General features: G+C 38.0%; 16 protein-coding genes, 1 tRNA gene and 1 pseudogene. 10 read left to right on the forward strand and 8 right to left on the reverse strand.

Features of this window, described 5'->3' with window-relative positions:
- Nucleotides 1–60 precede the first annotated feature (60 nt).
- The 6 genes from FFU37_RS06195 to FFU37_RS06220 all read left to right on the forward strand — a co-directional run bounded on the left by FFU37_RS06195 (nucleotide 61) and on the right by FFU37_RS06220 (nucleotide 3,856).
- Nucleotides 61–609: an NAD(P)H nitroreductase gene (locus tag FFU37_RS06195; RefSeq protein ID WP_138489000.1), complete on the forward strand. Its 549-nt coding sequence runs from the start codon at nucleotides 61–63 to the stop codon at nucleotides 607–609.
- A 203-nt stretch (nucleotides 610–812) separates the two neighbouring features.
- A complete protein-coding gene (locus FFU37_RS06200; protein WP_002962892.1) occupies nucleotides 813–1,190 on the forward strand; it encodes a hypothetical protein in 378 nt (125 codons plus the stop codon).
- Nucleotides 1,191–1,334: 144 nt separating this feature from the next.
- A tRNA-Ser gene (locus FFU37_RS06205) sits at nucleotides 1,335–1,425 on the forward strand.
- A 53-nt stretch (nucleotides 1,426–1,478) separates the two neighbouring features.
- Nucleotides 1,479–1,865 (forward strand): hypothetical protein, encoded by a 387-nt coding sequence (locus FFU37_RS06210; RefSeq protein WP_002962891.1) that lies wholly within the window; start codon nucleotides 1,479–1,481, stop codon nucleotides 1,863–1,865.
- 69 nt (nucleotides 1,866–1,934) lie between these two features.
- On the forward strand, nucleotides 1,935–2,555 hold the full coding sequence (gene bamJ, locus FFU37_RS06215; protein ID WP_002962890.1) for a BamJ family beta-barrel-assembly machinery protein: 621 nt from the start codon (nucleotides 1,935–1,937) through the stop codon (nucleotides 2,553–2,555).
- A gap of 260 nt (nucleotides 2,556–2,815) precedes the next feature.
- Nucleotides 2,816–3,856 carry an IS481 family transposase gene (locus tag FFU37_RS06220; protein WP_138488686.1) on the forward strand — a complete coding sequence of 347 codons (1,041 nt, stop codon included), beginning with the start codon at nucleotides 2,816–2,818 and terminating at the stop codon, nucleotides 3,854–3,856.
- A gap of 539 nt (nucleotides 3,857–4,395) precedes the next feature.
- Here FFU37_RS06220 and FFU37_RS06225 read toward each other — a convergent pair.
- Nucleotides 4,396–6,765 (reverse strand): TonB-dependent receptor, encoded by a 2,370-nt coding sequence (locus FFU37_RS06225; protein WP_138489001.1) that lies wholly within the window; start codon nucleotides 6,763–6,765, stop codon nucleotides 4,396–4,398.
- Between the two features lie 214 nt (nucleotides 6,766–6,979).
- Nucleotides 6,980–7,369: a YkgJ family cysteine cluster protein gene (locus FFU37_RS06230; protein WP_039489801.1), complete on the reverse strand. Its 390-nt coding sequence runs from the start codon at nucleotides 7,367–7,369 to the stop codon at nucleotides 6,980–6,982.
- Between the two features lie 280 nt (nucleotides 7,370–7,649).
- Between FFU37_RS06230 and FFU37_RS06235 the strand changes: the two genes are divergently transcribed.
- Nucleotides 7,650–7,829 (forward strand): hypothetical protein, encoded by a 180-nt coding sequence (locus tag FFU37_RS06235; protein ID WP_002961145.1) that lies wholly within the window; start codon nucleotides 7,650–7,652, stop codon nucleotides 7,827–7,829.
- A 199-nt stretch (nucleotides 7,830–8,028) separates the two neighbouring features.
- On the forward strand, nucleotides 8,029–8,457 hold the full coding sequence (locus FFU37_RS06240; RefSeq protein ID WP_002961147.1) for a hypothetical protein: 429 nt from the start codon (nucleotides 8,029–8,031) through the stop codon (nucleotides 8,455–8,457).
- A 135-nt stretch (nucleotides 8,458–8,592) separates the two neighbouring features.
- Here FFU37_RS06240 and FFU37_RS06245 read toward each other — a convergent pair whose 3' ends face one another.
- The 4 genes from FFU37_RS06245 to FFU37_RS20370 all read right to left on the reverse strand — a co-directional run bounded on the left by FFU37_RS06245 (nucleotide 8,593) and on the right by FFU37_RS20370 (nucleotide 11,774).
- Nucleotides 8,593–9,633: an IS481 family transposase gene (locus FFU37_RS06245; protein ID WP_138488686.1), complete on the reverse strand. Its 1,041-nt coding sequence runs from the start codon at nucleotides 9,631–9,633 to the stop codon at nucleotides 8,593–8,595.
- 175 nt (nucleotides 9,634–9,808) lie between these two features.
- Nucleotides 9,809–10,798 carry an alpha/beta fold hydrolase gene (locus tag FFU37_RS06250; protein ID WP_039489797.1) on the reverse strand — a complete coding sequence of 330 codons (990 nt, stop codon included), beginning with the start codon at nucleotides 10,796–10,798 and terminating at the stop codon, nucleotides 9,809–9,811.
- A 164-nt stretch (nucleotides 10,799–10,962) separates the two neighbouring features.
- Complete coding sequence (locus FFU37_RS06255) at nucleotides 10,963–11,310, reverse strand: hypothetical protein (RefSeq protein ID WP_138489002.1); 348 nt, start codon at nucleotides 11,308–11,310, stop codon at nucleotides 10,963–10,965.
- Nucleotides 11,311–11,558: 248 nt separating this feature from the next.
- A complete protein-coding gene (locus FFU37_RS20370; protein ID WP_239022716.1) occupies nucleotides 11,559–11,774 on the reverse strand; it encodes a hypothetical protein in 216 nt (71 codons plus the stop codon).
- 293 nt (nucleotides 11,775–12,067) lie between these two features.
- On the opposite strand from FFU37_RS20370, the pseudogene FFU37_RS06265 reads away from it, so the two are divergent.
- Nucleotides 12,068–12,542: pseudogene (locus FFU37_RS06265) on the forward strand (hypothetical protein).
- A 27-nt stretch (nucleotides 12,543–12,569) separates the two neighbouring features.
- Entirely contained in the window at nucleotides 12,570–13,157 is a 588-nt protein-coding gene (locus FFU37_RS06270) for a DUF1287 domain-containing protein (RefSeq protein ID WP_138489003.1), read from the forward strand.
- A 35-nt stretch (nucleotides 13,158–13,192) separates the two neighbouring features.
- Here FFU37_RS06270 and yfaE read toward each other — a convergent pair whose 3' ends face one another.
- Together yfaE and nrdB are read right to left on the reverse strand one after the other, a co-directional pair.
- Entirely contained in the window at nucleotides 13,193–13,465 is a 273-nt protein-coding gene (gene yfaE, locus FFU37_RS06275; protein WP_039489790.1) for a class I ribonucleotide reductase maintenance protein YfaE, read from the reverse strand.
- A complete protein-coding gene (gene nrdB / locus FFU37_RS06280) occupies nucleotides 13,465–14,595 on the reverse strand; it encodes a class Ia ribonucleoside-diphosphate reductase subunit beta (protein ID WP_002961159.1) in 1,131 nt (376 codons plus the stop codon). The genes yfaE and nrdB overlap by 1 nt, the downstream gene beginning before the upstream one ends.
- Between the last annotated feature and the right edge of the window lie 9 nt (nucleotides 14,596–14,604).

A 14,604-nucleotide genomic window follows, 5' to 3' on the forward strand; every position in this document is an offset into this window, starting at 1 on the left:
GGTATTTATTATTTAAGGTTTTAAATGTTACTCTATCGTTTTGAATTTTGAGGAATCGTTATGAACGCTATCGAGCTTTTACTTACTCGCCAATCAGACTCTAAACTAACAGAGCCGGGCCCTACGCCTGAGCAGCTCGACATAATTAAGCAAGCAGCATTACGTGTTCCTGATCATGGCTGTATAGCACCGTGGCAGTTCATCATAGCTCAAGGTGATGCACGCAATAAACTGGGTGAAATTTACCATCAAAGTGCAGTGGCAGAGCAACAGACAGAAAAAGTAATTAACCGTGCTAAAGAGCTTCCCCTTCGTGCGCCTATGATTGTAATAGCAATTGCTAAATATCAAGAACACCCAAAAGTTCCTCGTATCGAGCAAGTACAAAGTGCAGGCTGTAGTGTATTAGCAATGCAACAAGCTGCATTTGCTCAAGGTTTAGGTGGTGTTTGGCGCACAGGTTACTTTGCACAAAGTAGAGCAGTCAAAAAAGCGCTTAACTTACATGAGCAAGATGAAATTGTAGGGTACTTATACATTGGTACTCCTCAAGTCGAGTGTAAAAAGTCACCTCGCCATAAACCAGAACATTATTTTAGTAATTTGTGAAATAGTATGAACTTTATGCAATTTGCATAGTCATAATTCATTAAGGTTACCAAGAGTAATATAAAAAAGTTAGTGGTTTGGCTGTGAGAAGCGCTTGGAAGCACAAAAGTTAATAATTCTTCTTCAGTTTGTTTTTTAATCGGTTGTTTTTTGATACATTATGGAAAGTCTTAATAAAAATAACGATAAAGAAGACGAAAACAATGGGAAATTTATTTTTACAGGAAAAAGAAAACTGGCTTGCGTGGTCAATTTGGGGAATTGTTGGTGCTTTTGTAACCTTGTATGTTGCAATGAGTACAAATGCAGCGCATTTTATAGCAGGCTCTGCAATAGGTATGCTAATACTGTTAACTTTGTGGATGCAACAGTCTAAACGTTTTGACTTTGGACGGGCATTTAAAGTGTGTTGTTATGTTTTAGCGCTAAGTGTACTCCCCGCTTTTATGTTTGTAATAGTGCCAAGTGATGATTTAAATCGGTTTGACTTAATTTTTCAAAGTGTAACATTCACGGCATTGAGTTTATTGGCTTGTTTGATTTGTTCTTGGATTGCTCGCAGGCCCAAACAATATTACTGAGTATTGAATTAATAAGCGTGTTGCAGTAAATAGCGCAACAAAAGAGCAATGTGACTTGTTTTTAATCGTTTAATTATTATTTACGATTAATTTATATTTAGCTCTTTACAAGTAACACGTTTAACCATATTATTCGCGCCGTACGGAGAGATGGCAGAGTGGTCGAATGCACCGGTCTTGAAAACCGGCATGGGTTTATAGCCCATCTAGGGTTCAAATCCCTATCTCTCCACCATTATTTAAAAAAACCGCCTTATAGGCGGTTTTTTGCTTTGTGGAGTTTAATTAATGACTAAAGCAACGAACCTATCAACCTCACAGCAATTAATAAAACATCTTTTATTATGGGTGGTATTTGGTTACTGCTATCAAAGTGCTATTAGCTTGTTGGCAAAAATGGCGGTCGACGCACAACCAGAATATCCATTAATTACCGCTTTTGCTTATGGTCTTGGTTTTAATATTTTGGCTGCCCATCTTATTACTAAATATGATAAACATTGGCCAGTAATTGGCTCTGCTTTTATTGGTTTAGTAGGCTTAGTTGCAGTGCCATTTTTATTGTCTGGTGAATCTGGATTATTAGCTATTCCTTTACTTGTTGGAATTTTATTCACTTTACCGCTTTGTAGTTATATTGTTGGCCTAATTAAGCTAAAACTCAGCAAAAACTAGCCCCAAACGGGGTTTATTTTGTGATAGCATATACGTGTCTTTTAACTAACAAAACGTGAAAAACACATTATGTCAGATAATTTTACTACAGATGCTGAAAAAGCAAGTTACGGTATTGGCTTACAAATGGGTGAGCAACTTAAGTCTAATCCTTTTGAAGGCTTAAACCTAAATTCAGTATTTGAAGGCATGAAAGATGCGTACGCTGGTAGCGCATTTCAAGTTGAGATCCCTGAGATTCAAGCTGCATTCGAAAAGATTAACGAAGAGATCCAAGCTCGTCGTGAAGAAGAATCTAAAGTACTTTCTGCAGAAGGTATTGCATTCTTAGAAGAAAACGCAAAACGTCCTGAAATCACAGTAACTGAGTCTGGTCTTCAATACGAAGTACTAGCGACTGGCGAAGGCGAAAAGCCAACAGCTGAGTCTACAGTACGTGTTGATTACCACGGTACACTAATTAACGGTACTGTGTTTGATAGCTCATACGAGCGCGGTCAACCAGCTGAATTTCCAGTTGGTGGCGTGATCAAAGGCTGGACTGAAGCATTACAAATGATGCCTGTAGGTACTAAATGGCGTATCTACGTTCCTCATGAGCTTGCTTATGGTGAACGTGGCGCAGGTGCTGCAATCGCACCTTTCTCAACGCTTGTATTTGACGTTGAACTACACGAAATCATTTCTTAATTTAAATAAATTTTAAAATTAAGAGTTTAAAAAGCCGTATTCAATCTGAATACGGCTTTTTTGTGTCTGTAATCTAAGTGTTTTATACCAATTCGATTAGGGTCTGTTGATCTTTCAAGGTTAAATTTGCAGCAGTCTGTTTGGTATTTAGGTGTATTAGTTCAGACAAGATCTGACACATCAACTTGAAAAAGTGAGAGTTACCCGTTTTGATAAAAGGTGTCGAATCTTTAAATCAAAACATATAAGAGGTAACTCTCATGCTACATACTAACAATCCAATTATTAAACACAAAGCGGGTTTACTTAATCTTGCAGAAGAACTTGGCAACGTATCAAGAGCCTGCAAAGTGATGGGCGTATCCCGTGATACATTTTATCGATATCAAGAACTCGTCGAAGACGGTGGACTTGATGCGTTAATTGATAAAAGTCGTAGAGCGCCAAACTTAAAAAATAGAGTTGATGAAGCAACTGAACAAGCCGTCATTAAATACGCTGTCGATTATCCAGCTCATGGCCAACACAGAACGAGTAATGAACTCAGAAAACAAGGCGTATTCGTTTCTGGCAGCGGTGTTCGTTCAATATGGCTACGTCATGACCTAGAGAACTTCAAAAAGCGTCTCAAGGCACTAGAAAATAAAGTTGCTAACGAAGGTATCATTCTCACCGACGCTCAAGTAGCTGCGCTTGAAAAGAAAAAACATGATGACGAAGCGTGTGGTGAAATTGAAACGGCTCACCCAGGTTATCTAGGCTCTCAAGATACATTTTACGTGGGTAATCTCAAAGGCGTTGGGCGTATCTACCAACAAACCTTCGTTGATACATACAGCAAAGTAGCGTTCGCTAAGCTCTACACCACGAAAACGCCAATTACTGCGGCTGACATACTCAACGACAAAGTACTGCCGTACTTCGAACAGTACGAGCTTCCCATGCTACGTATTCTAACCGATAGAGGCACTGAATATTGTGGCAAAGTCGAACATCATGATTACCAGTTATATCTGGCTATTAATGATATCGATCATACAAAAACCAAAGCTATGTCACCGCAAACAAATGGTATCTGCGAACGCTTCCACAAAACGATACTCAATGAATTCTATCAAGTTACATTCCGTAAAAAGCTATATAGCTCATTAGCGGAATTGCAAAAGGATCTGGACGAGTGGATGATTTATTACAATAATGACCGAACTCATCAAGGAAAAATATGCTGTGGCAGAACGCCATTAGAAACTTTATTAGATGGAAAATTGATCTGGGCTGAGAAAAATTTAGCTCAAATCTAGACTGACAGTCACCGATTAAAAAACGGGTAACTGTCAGATCAAGTCTGAGCTAGTACAATTTAGGCAAGGCAGAGCCTATGTAGTGTGGTTATTCCCCATAAATGGGCGATAACGTAGCATTAATGCCAAACAGGCGCTGCCCAAAGGGTTCTTTCTAGGGGCTATTTACTCTTTGTTGCTCGGTTTTTACTTAGCCCACTAGGTTACAAACCTCGCGCCGCGATTAAATAGCCCCTAGTTTGAACAAATTTTAATCCGCAAAGATCAACAGACCCTAATTAAGTGATCTATTTTGCGCTAAGAAAATAGTGTTGATAACAAGGCAAAAGCTTTTTTAACTAATTGTTATCACTAATTGCTCCTGCATTGCTCTACCTTTTGCATCCATGCAGTCGTATTTCATAATTTTTTACGCAGTTAGCGCAAAGTTTAATCCCTTGAATTGATCAAGTATTATTGCCGAACGATATTATATATTCTAAAAATAAAAAAACCGCATTAATAAAATGCGGTTTATAAACTAAAACTACTTTTAATTATTAAAAATAGCCACGAACACCAAAGCGGAAGTTTCTGCCTGGTAGTGGTGCTTTATCTTTAATAAATGAGCTATGTACAAAACCTAACTCATCAGTAATGTTATCAACGTTTATATACAGCTGTGCATCGACACTGCCTAAACCTAATTGGTAATTAGCTTGTGCATCAAATAACGTATAGCCATCAGTTTGAGTTTCAAAGGCAGTTACATCGTTTTGATCAAAGTAATGAGTACCCGTTAATGTTAGTTGTAAGTCACCTAAATCGTACTGTAACTCAGAGCCTAATTTATTGGCAGGGATACGTGGTAAATTCCCTTCGTCGTCTTTTAGTTTTGCACGAGTTGAGTCACCAAATACTTTAACCATAGCGCTTGGTGTTACTTGGTAATGCGCGTCAAACTCAATTCCATAAAGCTCTGCGTCTTTACTTGTAAACTGATAAACCGCAACAGCATCGTCATGTGCACCAATAGCTGATTCTAAACCATCTTCTTCATCGTAAACTAAACCCGTATTTTCTTGAAAATAAAAGTTTTTGATATCGTTATAGAAAAAGTTAACGGTGTAACCAAAATCACCGCTAAAGCGTCTAAAGCTTAAATCTAAGTTTGTTGAAGTTTCCTGCTTGATATTTTCTGGCTCAAAATGCGCTTCATTATCTTCAATATTGTAACCAAGGCCTAGCTCGTACGTGCCAGTTGCAATGTGTAAACCGTTAGATAAAAGCTCTGCCGAAAGTGGTGCTCGTTCTGAATGAGAAATACTCGTAGCGATACTATGACCCGGCTTGTATTGCCAAATGGCACCAGCAGAGGCGCTTAAATTGGTAAAACTTTTATTGTATCCAATAGTTTCTTCGTCGCTGTGATCTATTTCTACTTCATCGTGGCTATGCTCGTATGCCGTGATTTTGCTTTCAATTTTGTAATCTTCAACACGTGCGCCAAGTTCAATTGTAACGTTGCCAAATTCACGCTCTTCTAGTAAATATAATGCGTTAGTTGTAGTTACACTTGCGGGTGTAAAGGCTTCTTCACCAATTGCATCGTAGTCAGAATCGCTGTAGTGATAACCCATCATTCCGTGCCAATCAGCAAACTTATGCTCTACATTTAAACGTGCTTCAGTCGTTTTATTTTTAAAAGTAGTACCAATTTCGCCATCTTCAATTTCGCTGTGCGAGTAATCTGTGTAGCCAACACGTAGGTTGATGGTTTCAATCCAGTTATTATGAAGGGCGTAACTTACAAGCCCTTGCCAGCGATCTTGCTCTAAATGTGCGTAAACCGGCTCTTCAGCTGCTTCGTCTTCATGTTCTGCATGCTCTTCTTCAGTTTCACCTTCGTGATCGTGATGATGCTCATGCCCAGGAATACCGTAATCGGTATCAATACTACCGTACGAAAAACCAATCGTTAAATGATCGCCAACATAGCTGGTACCAAAGTTAAGTGTTTCGCTATCAATAAAAGTATTTTCTACAGAATTCTCTGTTTCTACATCGCCATCATCGTCGGCAATAGTAAAGGTAGGTGTTTGGTAATCATCGCCACTGCGCTTAGTGCCATCAAAATGAAAGTTAAAGCCTTCATTACCAGTTTCGAGTTTTGCAGCTACGGTGTTTGAGTTTGATACTGTATCGTGGCTGTATTCTGCAGCCCCCGTAAGCTCGTCGATATTGTCTGTAGGAATGCGGTTATCAACCACGTTAACAACACCGCCAATTGCACCAGAGCCATAAAGTAGGGTACTTGGGCCACGTAATACTTCAATTTGTTCTGCTGCTAGGCTATCGCTTGATGTCGCGTGGTCTGGGCCAATGCGTGATGCATCGCTGGCATCTAATCCGTTTTGTGTGATTTTAACGCGAGGGCCATCTAATCCACGAATAATTGGGCTTGATGATACAGGGCCAAAGTAACTTGCATTTACGCCTGGTAAACCTTTTAGCGTTTCACCAAGAGTTGGTTTTGATTTATTTCTTAATTCATCACCTGAGAGCACGCTTACTGGCGATATCATCTCGAGGCTATTTTTATGAAGTGCAGAGGCATAAACAATCACTGTCTCAACCGATGTTGGTTTAAGTGACACAGACAGATTATTTGAAGATTCGCTAACAGCAATACGAGAGTCTACGTAGTTGTCTTTACTAATATGTAATTGGCTATTTGCATCGATTTCTATAGCAAATTCGCCTAAATCATTACTTTTAACGCTTTGGTTTTTACCATGCACATGAATTGAGGCATTTTTAATTGGTTGATTTTTATCATCCATTACTTTACCAGTAACAGTGGCAGCCAAAGCTGATTGAGAACATAAAACAGAAAAAATAGCAGAGGAGATTAATGTTAACTTTGTCATGGATATATTGGTTCGCGGTTATTATGTTGTGATATAATATAACACCGCAAAATCAGTGAATCAACAATGTTATAGTATAACTTTGTGTTTTGCGATGAATGATCTAAAAATGACGATTAAACCAATTTTATAAAATTATAATAATAGGTATGTTAATAGAAATACCTATTTATTTAAGTGCGAGACTCATAGCGCTGCAGGTTTATCTAGGTATCTAAGAGCGGCTATCTATCATTATCAAATCTAGTTTATGCTGCGCTCTTGTCTGGTTTGTAATATCTATAGATTCAATCATTTCGCATTCGTCGCGGATCATCTCTGAAATAAGGCTAGGGTAGTGGCGGCAGTCTTCTGGACGGTCAAGGTAAATACTGCAGGTATACATATTTTTAGCGAGAGGCTCCTTTTTAGGCGCAATTTCTAAAAATGGGCACACTTGAAGTCTTGAGCCTGTTTTTGGGTCAAACCAAATTTCGTTGTTTTTAACGTACTCATAAATTTCGGGGTTAAAGAGCTCCCATAAATCTATTTCTTCTTTCGTTGCGCTTAAGTCGCCGCCACCATATTTAATACAGCATTTACCACACTGGTTACACTCTTTCATAATTTGCTAATTTAATTGGCTGTTAACACATTTAAGTTAGCTATTAGTGTAGCACCAAATTTATTATTAACGCTCTACTGAATTGTCCCATTGTTTGCTTTTTGGGTGTGTAAAAAAGTTAGATACAATAACTTAAGTTAAAACCCCTTGTTACATTTTATATAGTACAGGCTTTATTTAATGCTTTACTCTAAGGTGGCGAAAAATATTATGAAACCTGCTTGGGCAGCTGTGTAGTTATTAAATGTTGCTGAGCGGGATACCTAAGTAGGATGTAATTATGAAAGAAGCTGTTACTAAGTTAAAAACAGAATTTAATGCAAAGTTATTATATTGGAACAACCTCAAAAGTAGTAAAGCCAAAGCGGCAATCATCTTATTATTTATAGTTGTCATTGCACTTAAAGTGTTTACGACTATCTTTACGTTGGATTGGGTTGCAAGTTTATTCAGTGTGTGAGGTTACTAAGAGTAATTGCGATAAAGTTTAATTACAGTGTGTTTAACGCCTACGCGATGTTCATTATTAATGTATTATTACGCTATACACCAAATTAAATAAATCAGTTGTTTAAATACATTTTATAATGACTGTAATGATACATTTTAGCTAAATTGAGTCAGTAAATTAGTTTAGCTGCACTAAAGGATAACCTGTGATGATGAATACAAAAATATATAAAGCGGTACATGACCTAGCAGAAGATTTAATGGCGGCGGCTAACAAAAATAACCGAGAAAAATTTGAATCTTTATTTGCTCAATTAAAAGCGATTTGTATTGAAAACGAAAACACTTCAAAAGATCACCCAGTACAATGGGAAACTTTAGCTGATTTTACCGAAGAGCTAGAAGAGGCAATCACGACTTATGAAAAAGCATTAGAAAAGTCTGTTGCGATTAATAACAAAGATCACATGTCATCAGTTTCTTTTTCAATGGCTACACTGCAGCTAGAACTTGGTCAAAAAGACGAGGCTATTAAAAATCTTCAAAATGCTAAGGTTAGTGCTAATAAAATAGAAGATAAAGAGCTTAAAGCTGAAATACACGATCTACTAGAATCACTTATTGAAGAAGAAGGTTAAATACTTAAAATTTACTAGCTCAGACTTGATCTGACAGTTACCCATATTAAATACTATTTCTTTGGATTTAGCTTAAGTTGTACTAGCTCAGACTTGATCTGACAGTTACCCGTTTTTTAATCGGTGACTGTCAGTCTAGATTTGAGCTAAATTTTTCTCAGCCCAGATCAATTTTCCATCTAATAAAGTTTCTAATGGCGTTCTGCCACAGCATATTTTTCCTTGATGAGTTCGGTCATTATTGTAATAAATCATCCATTCGTCCAGATCCTTTTGCAATTCCGCTAATGAGCTATATAGCTTTTTACGGAATGTAACTTGATAGAATTCATTGAGTATCGTTTTGTGGAAGCGTTCGCAGATACCATTTGTTTGCGGTGACATAGCTTTGGTTTTTGTATGATCGATATCATTAATAGCCAGATATAACTGGTAATCATGATGTTCGACTTTGCCACAATATTCAGTGCCTCTATCGGTTAGAATACGTAGCATGGGAAGCTCGTACTGTTCGAAGTACGGCAGTACTTTGTCGTTGAGTATGTCAGCCGCAGTAATTGGCGTTTTCGTGGTGTAGAGCTTAGCGAACGCTACTTTGCTGTATGTATCAACGAAGGTTTGTTGGTAGATACGCCCAACGCCTTTGAGATTACCCACGTAAAATGTATCTTGAGAGCCTAGATAACCTGGGTGAGCCGTTTCAATTTCACCACACGCTTCGTCATCATGTTTTTTCTTTTCAAGCGCAGCTACTTGAGCGTCGGTGAGAATGATACCTTCGTTAGCAACTTTATTTTCTAATGCCTTGAGACGCTTTTTGAAGTTCTCTAGGTCATGACGTAGCCATATTGAACGAACACCGCTGCCAGAAACGAATACGCCTTGTTTTCTGAGTTCATTACTCGTTCTGTGTTGGCCATGAGCTGGATAATCGACAGCGTATTTAATGACGGCTTGTTCAGTTGCTTCATCAACTCTATTTTTTAAGTTTGGCGCTCTACGACTTTTATCAATTAACGCATCAAGTCCACCGTCTTCGACGAGTTCTTGATATCGATAAAATGTATCACGGGATACGCCCATCACTTTGCAGGCTCTTGATACGTTGCCAAGTTCTTCTGCAAGATTAAGTAAACCCGCTTTGTGTTTAATAATTGGATTGTTAGTATGTAGCATGAGAGTTACCTCTTATATGTTTTGATTTAAAGATTCGACACCTTTTATCAAAACGGGTAACTCTCACTTTTTCAAGTTGATGTGTCAGATCTTGTCTGAACTAATACACTTAAGTTAATACAATTTAATGAAACGCTGATGGTTTATACCCTCAGCGTTTTTTTATTTCCGCTATTTATAGCTTATCCATAAAGTTCACAATGTACTTTGCAATCTCAACTGGTTTTTCTTCAACACTAAAGTGTCCTGAATCGAGTAAATGTATTTCAGCGTTCGGTACATCTTTCAAATATGCTTTAGCGCCTGCGGCTATAAACGCAGGGTCGTTTTTACCCCATACAATTAATGTTGCTGGTTGGTACTTGCGTAAATAAGCTTGCCATTTAGGATAGTCGAGAAGGTTATTGTAGTAATCTTGTAGCAATTGTACTTGAATTACTCTATCGGATTTAGTTTGTAAAAAGTGAAGATCGTGCGTCCAGCTATCAGGGCTCATTACTTCTGGGTTACTTTGTACGTCTCGTAAATATTGCTTATTAATAATGGCTTTATTAGACGTGAACGAATAAATTTTATCACTCTGCGCTTGTGATTTGTCCTCATTCGCGGCTTTAAAAAACGCTTGCCTCGGTAGGGTTAGCCCCTCTAAATACGCATTACCATTTTGTACAATAAGTGCATCAAGTTTATTTGGGTTATTTAACAACATTCTAAAGCCCACAGGAGCTCCAAAGTCTTGTATATAAAGGCTGTAGCGCTTTACTTTAAGTGTTGTTAGTAATCCTTCAACGTATTGAGCTAGTAATTCAAAAGTATATTTTTGAGTTTTTGGGTTTGGGCGTGCGCTATAACCAGAGCCTAAATAATCAGGTGCAATCACATGATAACGACCTGATAAGAGTGGGATCAATTCTCGGTAGCTGTGTGAAGACGACGGATACCCATGTAAAAGTACAATGGTTTGCTTATGCTGCGCGCCAGCTTCTCGGTAAAATATCTTTTTACCGTTTACATTTGCATATTTGTAAGTGGTTTTTGAAGGCCATACAGCATCAGCGGCATATACTTGAGCGGTAAACGTAGATATTGAAACTAATAAAAACACAATAAATGAGACGATGTGAGCAGGTTTTACTTTAAGGCTTTTTTGTATATCTAGAGGCATAGGTAAACTCGTTATTTTTGGTAATGACGCTTTATTAATTTACTAGACCTGCTATTTACACATTTATATTCAGATAATAACGTTGTAGTTTCACAGCAAAGAAGTGTATAGCAGGAGTAAGTGCAGCTTTGGACCTTACCAGATACTAATGAGCCAACAGTGGGCTAGGGCGTTAGTTCTTTATTGGCCGCTTTTTTGTATTTGAAATAGCTTATTAAATAAACGGCTATTGGAATCGTTGGGCTTAAAAATATGTGAGGATGGAAATAGATACCACGTTCGTCATATAGAAACGCATATAACACTACCGCAAACGTTGAAGGTAAGGGGAAGATTATTGCACCGTGCCCAACAGCAGCAAATAGTGTCCACGAGAAAACACTAGGCCAAATCACTGCTCTGATGTAAGCACCTTTATTAGTCGCTTTAGCCTTTTTAGCGTAATTACGTGAAACAAAATAAGATATTACCGTTGGAAACAAAGTTAAAATGACACTTAACAGTATAAGCATAGTGATTCAATTCCTTTTGATATTATTTGCATAACCCAGTTTTTCACAATGTGTTAATTGGTTTGAGTTAATACCGTTTTTAAAGCAGCAATTTGCTTAATTTCATCAGCTGTTAATGCTTGATATAACCTAGGGTACGGCCAACCAAAGCCCCATCTGAAAGTCGATGGTATATAAGGGCTGCCGCTAAATCGAACTCCAGCAAGCATAAGGTTCGCTATACTCGTTTCGCCGGCTTCAATAACACACTATTGCAAGGCTTTATCTGCTTCTAAACGTTGCCAATAAGTGCCACCTTGCCAGTAGGCGTAGTCGTGCGCTTTACAACATGCAAGCCACAACTTTTTATCTTTTGTCGTGCCGTCCGGAAAAGCACTACAGCCATCTGATGTGAACGGTTTTATATTTTCAGCATTTGCTGTATTACTTAATATGACCAGTAAGACAATGGGACTGAAACGCATTATTTTCATACGAAAGAGTATATTAGTAAAATTATACATGATTTTAAGTGTTACTATTTTAGTTACAAATAATAACACTTTAAAAAGTATAAAAAAGGGTTTTACTGTTTATAGACCGGTTATGCTTATATGATAATTTTGATTTAGAGCTTTTTGTTTAGATATTCTATGCGTTCTATTTTCTTCGCTAGTTGCGAGGTGTTAATACTAAAAGTGCTGGTTAAAAAATTTACTACAATATTAGATTAAGGTTTACACTTGGTGTGTTGCATTTGTACTTTAGGAGAGGAGCTGTGCTAGAACAAATAGAAAATTGGATTGACGCTACAAATTTAAAATACAGCAGTCAAAAAGTGAGTTGTGATAAATTCAGTAATGAATTTTATGGGTTTTATCCTGCCGAGTTTTTTAAAAAACGCGTATTACGTTGTTGTAGACCAAATACCAAAGCCAGACTTTGCGGGTCTGCGAGAAATGGGCCTAGGTGATTTTGTCGATATGGACGCGGCGGGTATAACGTATAAAAATACCTATTATCTACTTCCTGAGGTTGCAAAAGATTTGAGGGTTCATTTTCATGAGCTTGTGCATGTAGCGCAGTGGCTTAAACTTGGTCCAGACGCGTTTATGATGCGTTACATTAGCGAAATCCAACATGTAGGATACAACGACGCTCCGCTTGAAAAAATGGCATATGCGCTGGATACGCAATTTGCAAGTAAAGGCAATAAAATAGACGTTCTTAGGCACGTAGCCCAAACGCTGTAACTCAATTTTAGGTTTAAAGGAGTTTATATGTACAGAATTATTGGGTGTTTACTTACTTTAGCGTGTATAAATAGTAATGCAGCATCGTTTGAAGAAGATATTGTTTCAGCTCTGCTTGAGCGTACAACTCATGATGTGACTTACGACGGCGCTTATCGCTCTATTGGCTACCCTGGTGGGGATGTACCTAAAAATATAGGTGTGTGCACCGATGTAATAATTAGAAGTTATAGAAAGTTAGGTGTTGATTTACAGAAACTCGTGTATGAAGACATGCAAAAAAACTTTGCGCTGTATCCATCTAAACGTATTTGGGGCTTAACTAAGCCTGATAAAAATATAGATCACCGACGTGTTCCAAATTTACAAGCTTACTTTGAGCGCCATGCAAACGTATTGAGTAAATCCAACAAAGTGAGTGATTATAAAACCGGCGATATAATAACGTGGATGTTACCAGGTAATTTACCTCATATAGGTATGGTGATTAATGAGTTATCTCAAGATACGGGTAACCCACTTATTGTGCATAATATAGGGCGTGGTCCGCAAAAAAGCGATATGCTTTTTGATTATAAAATTACCGGACATTACCGGTTCGTTCCACACTATTGATAAGTTTAATAAACGATAGATGTAAGTATTGATTTTTATTTCAGATCAATACTTACATTGCCATTGGGTTTACAGCAGCACAACAGTATTTCGCCTTCGCGTACAAACGCAAGTGGCTCTTCGTTATACTCAACACTGCCTGACACTAAAGTTGCTCTACAAGCGCCGCAATAACCTTCACGGCATTGGAATGCGACGTCTATTTTCATGGATTCTAAGCAGTGTAGAAGAGAAGGGCAGCCAGCGATAAATTCTATACACTGGCTGTTTTCTGCAAGCGTTATGCTTGCAGTAGACTTGTCACTCATTATAAATCAAAATCACCAAATTCTGATGCATCAACTTGAGAGTCAATTTGACCAACAAGGTATGAGCTTATTTCTGCTTCTTGTGGTGCTACTTGCACGTTATCAGACACTAACCACGAGTTTATCCACGGGATAGGGTTACTGTTGTTTTCAAACTGTGCTGGCAAACCAATCGCAGTCATACGTGCATTGGTAATGTATTCAACGTACTGACATAAAATATGTTTATTTAAGCCAATCATCGAACCATCTTTAAATAAGTATTCGGCCCACTCTTTTTCTTGCTCTGCAGCATCAACAAACATTTTAATTGCTTCGTCGCGGCACTGGGCAGCAACAATCGCCATTTCTGGGTCGTCCTTACCGTCTTGCATGATGTTTAAAATATGCTGAGTACCAGAAAGGTGAAGTGCTTCATCGCGTGCAATTAGCTTGATGATTTTAGCGTTACCTTCCATTAGCTCGCGCTCAGCAAATGCAAACGAACATGCAAAGCTTACGTAAAAGCGAATCGCTTCAAGAATATTTACCGACATCATAGCCAGGTAAAGTTTCTTTTTAAGCTCAAATAAATTAATGATAACTGTTTTACCGTTAATCTCGTGTTTGCCTTCACCGTATAAGTTGTAAAGCGATACAGAGTTAATTAAGTCATCGTAGTATTTAGTTACGGCATCAGCACGTTCGCTAATTTTATCGTTGCTAACAATGTCATCAAAAATAAGCTCAGGTGCTTGTGTTACGTTACGGATAATATGCGTGTATGAGCGGCTGTGAATTGTTTCACTGAACGCCCATGTTTCTATCCATGTTTCAAGCTCTGGTAGCGATACAATTGGAAGTAGAGCCACGTTTGGCGAACGACCTTGTACACTATCAAGCAGTGTTTGGTATTTTAAGTTGCTTAAAAATATATGCTTTTCGTGATCTGGTAATGCTTGAAAGTCTAAACGGTCTTTACTTACATCTACTTCCTCAGGACGCCAAAAGAAAGACAGTTGCTTTTCAATTAACTTTTCAAAAATTGGGTATTTTTGTTGGTCGTAACGAGATACGTTTACAGTTTGGCCAAAAAACATTGGCTCTTGCATTTGGTTATTATGGTTTCGGCTAAAAGTAGTATAAGACATGTTTATCAC

The sequence above is a fragment of the Pseudoalteromonas distincta genome, from assembly GCF_005877035.1.
Lineage (GTDB): Bacteria > Pseudomonadota > Gammaproteobacteria > Enterobacterales > Alteromonadaceae > Pseudoalteromonas > Pseudoalteromonas distincta.